This window comes from Roseomonas rosulenta (genome assembly GCF_016106005.1).
GTDB lineage: Bacteria > Pseudomonadota > Alphaproteobacteria > Acetobacterales > Acetobacteraceae > Neoroseomonas > Neoroseomonas rosulenta.
Window position 1 is genome coordinate 1 of the sequence record NZ_JACADR010000237.1, and the last position, 7,030, is coordinate 7,030.

The window sequence follows — 7,030 nt, forward strand, 5'->3', positions numbered from 1 at the left end:
AGGGCCAGGCCGATGGGACGCGCATCGCCGCGCGCGACTGGACCGATGCCAGCCCCGAGGTGCTGCGCCGCGCCGCGCGCGACGCCGCCCCGCGCATCGCCGATCTGCTGCTGCGCGCCGAGGCCGCCCGCAAGGGCACCGACCCCGCCGCGCTGGCCGTGACCGGCCCGCCGCGGATCTACGTCCCGCCGGTCCGTGGCGCGCCCGGGGACGGCAACCAGGCACTGACCGCCCGCCTGCGGGAGGCGCTGGGCCAACAGGGCATGGTGGTGCAGGACGTGGCCCAGGGCGCGCGCTTCGCCGTGACCGGCCAGGTGGTGGTAGCCGACCAGCCGGCCACGCGCACGCAGCGCGTCGAACTGCTCTGGACCGTCTCGCGCAACGATGGCGAGGATCTCGGCCGCGTGCTGCAGCTCAACGAGGTGCCGGCCGGCGTGCTGGCGCGCTTCTGGGGCGACGTGGCCTTCGCCGCGGCGACAGAGGCGGCGGGCGGCGTTCGCACGGTGGTCGCCAATGCCGGTGGCTTCCCGGCGCAGCCGGGGGCGGCACCGCGCGGCCAGGCGCCGCAGCAGGGCCAGGGGCTGGCGATGCCGCAGGATCCGGGCGCCCTGCCGCCGCCGCGCCCGGCACCTGCCGCCGAGTAGCGATCGGCGCGCGCCTGCTGGTCAGCAGGCTTGGGCCGTTGCTGGCGCGGCCGGTGACAGTCGCATCCTGCCTGGTTCGCCGGGCGGCCGCGCGCTGGCTTCGGCCGGCAGCCGGTTCCGCGGTGGGCGCGCCTGTCCGGGTCTGATGGGCGGCGAGGGTCCGGGCGCCGCGCACGAAAAAGGGCGGCCACCCTCGCGGGTGCCGCCCCTGCGCCTGCCTTGCGGGCAGGGTGGCGTTAGGCCGCCTTCTTGGCCTGGGCGCGCTCGATCCGGCGCTTCAGCAGGCGCGCCTCGTCCGGCAGGCGCCGGTCCGGCGTGCCGAGCAGGAAGGCATCGAGGCCGCCATTGTGCTCGATGGTGCGGATGCCGTTGGTCGAAAGGCGCATCTTCACCTGGCTGCCGAGCACGTCGGACCAGAATGAGGTCTCCTGCAGGTTGGGCAGGAAGCGCCGGCGGGTCTTGTTGTTGGCGTGGCTGACGTTGTTGCCCGTCAGGACGCCCTTGCCGGTGATGCCGCAGCGGCGGGCCATGGCGAAAATCCCGAAACGATGAGGGCGCGGGCGAAGGCCCCGCGCGCCGGGTGGAAACCGAGGAAGGCGCGCTGTGTGGCCCAGCCGCTCCGCGGCGTCAAGCCTCGGAGACCGCTTAAGCATGCGTCGTAAGGCGCATTCTGCAGCCCGGTGCCGGCATTCTCAAACGGTCGCTTACACCGAACGCACGCAGATTTCACCTTCGTGCCCCTCAGGCGTGTCATGCCGGAGGCACGCCTCCGGCGTGCCGCGGGCCGCCTTCGCGGCCTCGGCCCTCCGGGCCGCAGGTCAGGTCTTCATGCGCCTGGTACTAGGCCTGCGGCTTGGGCGGCGGTGCCTCGCGCGCCTCTGCCAGTTCGCCCGCCTCGACCGAGGCCAGCGCATTGCGCAGCACGCCGGCCACCGCGCGGTCGTCCATGCTGCGCGCCAGCAGGCCGAGCGCCCCGCCCAGCAGCGCCGAGGCGATGGAGATCGGCGCGATACGCTGCTCGATCATGTATTCGATCGCCTTGTCCACCACCGATCCGGCGTGGCTGAGGTCCTCCGGGGCCATTCCCGCGGGGTCCTGCTGCATGCGGCGTCCTCCTTACTCTGCTCGCCAGATGGGGCGGCCGGTGGGGCCGTGTAACCCCCGTTCGTTCAAACGCTTCCGCTCGGAGACCGTTCGAGAACGCCGGTCCCGACCCGCCCCCGTGTCGGCAGCGACAGTATCCTGGCCGGGTAGATGAGCGGGCCTGCGCCGGACTTCAGAATGTGCCGACGGCGCATTCTCGAACGGTCGCTCACGCGATCGCCTCGCCCAGCCGGCCGGTGCGCGGGCGGTCGAGGTCGGCCTCGGCCTGCGCGCGCGCCGCGGCCTCCGCTGCGGCGACGGCCTGCGCCTGGCGCCGCCACATCTCGGCATAGAGGCCGTCCTCGGCGATCAGGGAGGCATGGGTGCCGCGCTCGGCGATGCGCCCGTCCTGCAACACGATGATCTCGTCGGCCTCGACCACGGTGGACAGGCGGTGGGCGATGACCAGCGTGGTGCGGTTGCGCGCCACGTCGCGAAGTGCCGCCTGGATCTCCTGTTCCGTGCGGGTATCCAGCGCGCTGGTCGCCTCATCGAGGATGAGGATGCGAGGGTCCTTGAGGATGGTGCGCGCGATGGCCACGCGCTGCTTCTCGCCGCCCGAAAGCTTCAGCCCGCGCTCGCCGACGCGCGTCGCGTAGCCTTCCGGAAGGCGGAGGACGAAGTCATGCACCTGGGCGGCGCGGGCGGCGGCCTCGACCTCGGCATCCGTTGCGCCAGGCCGGCCATAGGCGATGTTGTAGCGGATGGTGTCGTTGAACAGCACGGTGTCCTGCGGCACCACGCCCATCGCGGCGCGCAGGCTCGCCTGCGTCACGCTCCGCACATCCTGCCCGTCCACCGTCACCGCGCCGCCGGTCGCGTCGTAGAAGCGGAACAGCAGGCGGGAGATGGTGGATTTCCCCGCCCCGGTGGGACCCACGATCGCCAGCATCTTCCCTGGTGCCACAGTGAAGGATACGCCCTTCAGGATCTCGCGGTCAGGCCGGTAGCCGAATCGCACATCCTCGAAGCGGATCTCCCCCGGGCCCTTCGCCAGCGGCACCGCGCCCGGCGCGTCCCTCACCTCGGCCGGCACCTCGAGTAGCGCGAACATCTGCTCCATGTCCGTCAGCCCCTGCTTGATCTCGCGATACGCGAAGCCGAGGATGTTGAGCGGCAGGTAGAGCTGGATCAGGTAGGTGTTGACCATCACGAGGTCGCCCACCGTCATCGTGCCCGCCGCGATGCCGGAGCCCGCCAGCAGCATGGTGACCGTGAGCCCCACCGCCATGATGCAGGCCTGGCCGGCGTTCAGCATGTTCAGCGTCGTCTCGCTGGTGACATAGGCGCGCTCGTAGCGCGTCAGGCTCTCGTTGTAGCGCCGCGCCTCGTGGCCCTCGTTGCCGAAGTACTTGACCGTCTCGTAGTTCAGAAGGCTGTCCACCGCCTTGGTGTTCGCCTCCTCGTCGGTCTGGTTCATGGTGCGGCGGAAGCGCAGCCGCCAGTTGGTGAACAGCAGCGTGAAGGCGACATAGGCCGCGATCGTCACCAGCATGGTGATCGCGAAGGACGCGGCGAAGACCCACCACAGGATCAGCGCGACGAACAGGATCTCGACGATGGTCGGGATGATGTTGAACAGCAGGAAGTTCAGCGAGGTGGCGATGCCGCGCACGCCGCGCTCGATCACCCGCGACAGCCCGCCCGTCGCACGGTCCATGTGGAAGCGCATGGACAGCGCGTGCAGGTGCTCGAACACCTCGAGCGCCACGCGCCGCCCGGCACGCGCCTGCACCTTGGCGAAGATCGCGTTGCGCAGTTCCGCGAAGGCCGAGGACATCACCCGCAGCCCGCCATAGGCCAGCAGCAGCGCGACCGGCACGGTGATGGCCGCACCGATGCCATCCTTGGGCGCGAGCGCATCGACCGCGCGCGCATAGGCAATCGGCACCAGCACGTTGGCCGCCTTGGCGGCGGCGACCAGCACCAGGGCGACGACCACGCGGATGCGCAGCTCGGTCTCGTTCTTCGGCCACAGATACGGCGCGATGCGCAGCAGGGCGGAGAGGTGGCTGCCTTCGGCAGCGGGCTTGGCAGCGGACACGCAGATGCAACTCCGGATCGGCCCGCGAGATGGGGCGGCTTGGCGCCTATGGGAAGCGCGCCTGCCGCATGGGACCCATCGGCGCGCAGGATGCAAGCCCCCCGGGCGGCGCTTCGTGGCGGGTATGGCGCGCGGGCCGGCTCGACAAGTCGCCACGGCGGGCCATCTGCCGGCGCATGGCTGGCGCACCCGCTCCTCGCCGTGCCGTCCTCGCCGGTGCAGCCGTGCTCGGCGCCGGTGCGGCGCATGCCGAATGGATCGCACCGGCGGGGCTGATCGACAGCGACCGTCCCGCCCTGCGCGACCTGGCACAGCGCCTCGTCGCCGGCCTGCCCGACGCCAGGGCCCGCGCGGTCGCCATCCATCGCTTCGTCTCGCGCGAGATCGCCTTCGGCTTCCGCCCCACGCTGTGGGACATGCACGCCTCGGCGGTACTTGAGGCGGGGATGGGTTTCTGCACCTCGAAATCGACGCTGTTCGTCGCCCTGCTGCGCGCCGCCGGCGTGCCGGCGCGCCAGCGCTTCCTCGATATCCCGGCGGAGATCCTGGCGGGGATCCTCGATCCCGGCACGCCGCGGGTCGACCACGCGATCACCGAGGTCCTGCTCGACGGCGCCTGGATCGGGGTGGATTCCTACACGACCGATCCGCCGCTCTTCGACCGGGCGGTGGCGCGGCTGCGAGCCGAGGGGCGGGTGCTGGGCTACGGTGCGCATGCGCGGGGGACCACTGGCTGGGACGGGCTGCGCCCCGCCTTCTGCCAACTGGTCGATGACGGCGCCCCGCCGGACCTCACGCCGCGCGACCACGGCGTCCATGCCGATGCGCGGGCCTTCGTGGCTGCGGTCCCGGGGGCCTGGAACCGGCTGACGCTGCTCGCGCGGCTGGTGCTGCCGGGGGCGGCGCGCGCCGCCAATCGCCGCATCGCGTCGCTGCGCGCTGGCCCGGGGGTCGCGGCTGGCGCCGCCCCGGGGTAAGCGAGGGACATGCCCGACCCCGCTCTGTCCCGCCACATCGCCGCCTGCAACAACATATCCTCCCCGGCGGGACTGATCCCGTTCCGGGCGGGCGCGGCGCAGGTCGGCTGGGTCTCGCCGGAGCTGGCGCAGGCGCTGACCTTCCGCCCGCGCGACTTCCACTTCGACAGCGACGGGGTGGCGCTGGCCGCACGGCTGCGCAGCCCGGGAAGCCGCAGCGAGGCCCTGGCCCAGGCGCTGCCCTCCCTCGCCGCCGGCGGCTTCCTGCGCATCCGCAACGAGGCCTTCGACGTGCGCGAGACCACCACCGGCCCGGTGCTGGCCACGCTCGACCGCGGCGCGCTGCCGGCCTTCGGGGTCATGTCCCAGGGCGTGCACGTGAACGGCCTCGTGCGCCGCGCGGACGGGCTGCATGTCTGGGTCGGCATCCGCGCGAAGGACAAGGCGGTGGCGCCGGGGCAGCTCGACAACGTGGTGGCCGGCGGCATCCCGGCCGGGCTCAGTCCGGAGGAATGCCTGGTCAAGGAAGCCGCCGAGGAGGCGCGCCTGCCCCCCGAGCTCGCCGCCGCCGCGCGCCCCGCCGGGCGCGTCTCCTACGTCATGTCGAATGCCGAGGGCCTGCGCCGCGACGTGCTGCACGTCTATGACCTCGACATCCCCGACGGCGTCACCCCCACGCCGGGCGACGACGAGGTGGAACGCTTCGAATTATGGCCCGCCCCACGCCTGCTGGAGGCCGTCCGCGGCACCGACAGCATCAAGTTCAACGTCAACCTGGTGCTGATCGACCTGTTCCTGCGCGAGGGCCTGGTCGCCGACCCGGATGGCAGCCTGCGCGCCGGGCTAGACCAGGGCCCGGATTGACCCCGGGCGGGGCCGCGCCATCTCCGCCCGCATGAGCACCACCACCGCCGACACCCTCCCCGCCGCCTTCCCCGCCTGGCTGGTGGGCGAATTGCGCTCCGACCACGCCGGGGAGACCGGTGCGGTGTGCATCTACAACGGGATTCTCGCGATCAGCCGCGACCCCGCGGTGCGCGACTTCGCCACGCGCCACCGCGCCACGGAGCAGGGTCATCTGGACCTGCTGGAAGGCCTGCTGCCGCCCGCCGACCGCTCCCGCCTGCTGCCCATCTGGCGCGTCGCGGGCTGGCTGACCGGCGCGCTGCCCGCCATGTTCGGCTCCCGCGCCGTCTTCGCGACGGTGGATGCGGTCGAGACCTTCGTCGACCACCACTACCGCGCCCAGACCGACCGGCTTGCCGCCGAGGGCATCCTGCCCGAGGTCCACGCCCTGCTCGAACGTTGCCGGGAGGAGGAGGTCCACCACCGCGACGAGGCGCGCGAGGCCGGCCATGGCCCCGCCTATGGCCCGCTGCTGCGCGCCTGGGCCTGGGTGGTGGGCAGCGGCTCGGCCGCCGCGGTGGCCGCGGCGAAGCGGATCTGAGCGGCGCGGCCGCACGGCTCGCCACGCGCTCCTGTCCATCCTGGGCCGCGCCCCCCACAATCCGGGCGTGCGCCGCGCGACCACGCCCAGGACGACCGCAGGGCGCGGAGCGATCGCCGCACCCGCGCTCGCCTGGCGAGCCGGGGCGGGATCGAAGCCTGCCTCCACGGCGCCTGACCGCCTCCAATACAACCGCCGCGCGCTGGACTCGCCAGCGCCGAGGCCGTCCCACTATATGCGGCGGTCATCACCCGCCCGTGTCGATTCCCCCCGTGACCGCAGGAGAGGCCCCATGACCAGCACCCGCGCCCTTGCCAGGCTGGCCCTGCTTGCCTCCGTGGCCGTGCTGCCAGCCTGCGGCTACTCGGTCGAGAACAGCGCACGGGTCGCCGGGCTCGAGCGCGACCTCACGGCCTCGCAGGCGCGCGGGCAGGAGCTCACCGCCCGGGTCGGCGAGCTCGAGACGACGCTGGCCGCCGAGCGCCGGGCGCGCGGCGACCTCGCGGCAATCGAGCGGCGCCTCGCCATTGCGCGCCGCGACCTTGGCTCGGCGCAGCAGGGCCGCAGCTCAGCCGACCAGGAATCGGCGCAGCTGCGCCAGCGGGTCGAGGAGGAAACGCGCCGCCTCGCTGCCCTGCAGGCGGAAGCCGCGCAGGCCGCGGCCCTCGGCGAGCAGCGCCGCGGCCAGGTGGCCGAGGCCGACCGCCGCCTCGCCGCGCTGCGCGAGAACGCCAATGCCGAGGACCGGCGCCTCGCCGCCCTGCGCGGCGACATC

7 protein-coding genes and 1 pseudogene are annotated in these 7,030 nt (G+C 73.0%); 5 read left to right on the plus strand and 3 right to left on the minus strand.

The genetic code is table 11. From position 1 onward, the window contains the following. Positions 1–644: pseudogene (locus HW578_RS20605) on the plus strand (hypothetical protein); the annotation flags it as partial. A gap of 236 nt (positions 645–880) precedes the next feature. On the opposite strand, the gene rpmB reads toward HW578_RS20605, so the two are convergent. The 3 genes from rpmB to HW578_RS20620 form a co-directional block, all read right to left on the minus strand. Next, entirely contained in the window at positions 881–1,174 is a 294-nt protein-coding gene (rpmB, locus tag HW578_RS20610; RefSeq protein WP_198372593.1) for a 50S ribosomal protein L28, read from the minus strand. 310 nt (positions 1,175–1,484) lie between these two features. Continuing rightward, positions 1,485–1,748 carry a hypothetical protein gene (locus tag HW578_RS20615; RefSeq protein WP_198372594.1) on the minus strand — a complete coding sequence of 88 codons (264 nt, stop codon included), beginning with the start codon at positions 1,746–1,748 and terminating at the stop codon, positions 1,485–1,487. A 208-nt stretch (positions 1,749–1,956) separates the two neighbouring features. Continuing rightward, positions 1,957–3,831, minus strand: coding sequence for an ABCB family ABC transporter ATP-binding protein/permease (locus HW578_RS20620; protein ID WP_198372595.1), 1,875 nt, complete (start codon positions 3,829–3,831; stop codon positions 1,957–1,959). A gap of 176 nt (positions 3,832–4,007) precedes the next feature. On the opposite strand from HW578_RS20620, the gene HW578_RS20625 reads away from it, so the two are divergent. The 4 genes from HW578_RS20625 to HW578_RS20640 form a co-directional block, all read left to right on the plus strand. Beyond that, positions 4,008–4,808, plus strand: coding sequence for a transglutaminase-like domain-containing protein (locus HW578_RS20625; RefSeq protein WP_198372596.1), 801 nt, complete (start codon positions 4,008–4,010; stop codon positions 4,806–4,808). A gap of 9 nt (positions 4,809–4,817) precedes the next feature. Next, positions 4,818–5,672: an NUDIX hydrolase gene (locus HW578_RS20630; protein WP_198372597.1), complete on the plus strand. Its 855-nt coding sequence runs from the start codon at positions 4,818–4,820 to the stop codon at positions 5,670–5,672. A gap of 31 nt (positions 5,673–5,703) precedes the next feature. Then, positions 5,704–6,255 carry a demethoxyubiquinone hydroxylase family protein gene (locus HW578_RS20635; RefSeq protein WP_198372598.1) on the plus strand — a complete coding sequence of 184 codons (552 nt, stop codon included), beginning with the start codon at positions 5,704–5,706 and terminating at the stop codon, positions 6,253–6,255. Positions 6,256–6,547: 292 nt separating this feature from the next. Then, positions 6,548–7,030: hypothetical protein (locus HW578_RS20640; protein ID WP_408906259.1), on the plus strand; the 483-nt coding region annotated here is incomplete at its 3' end.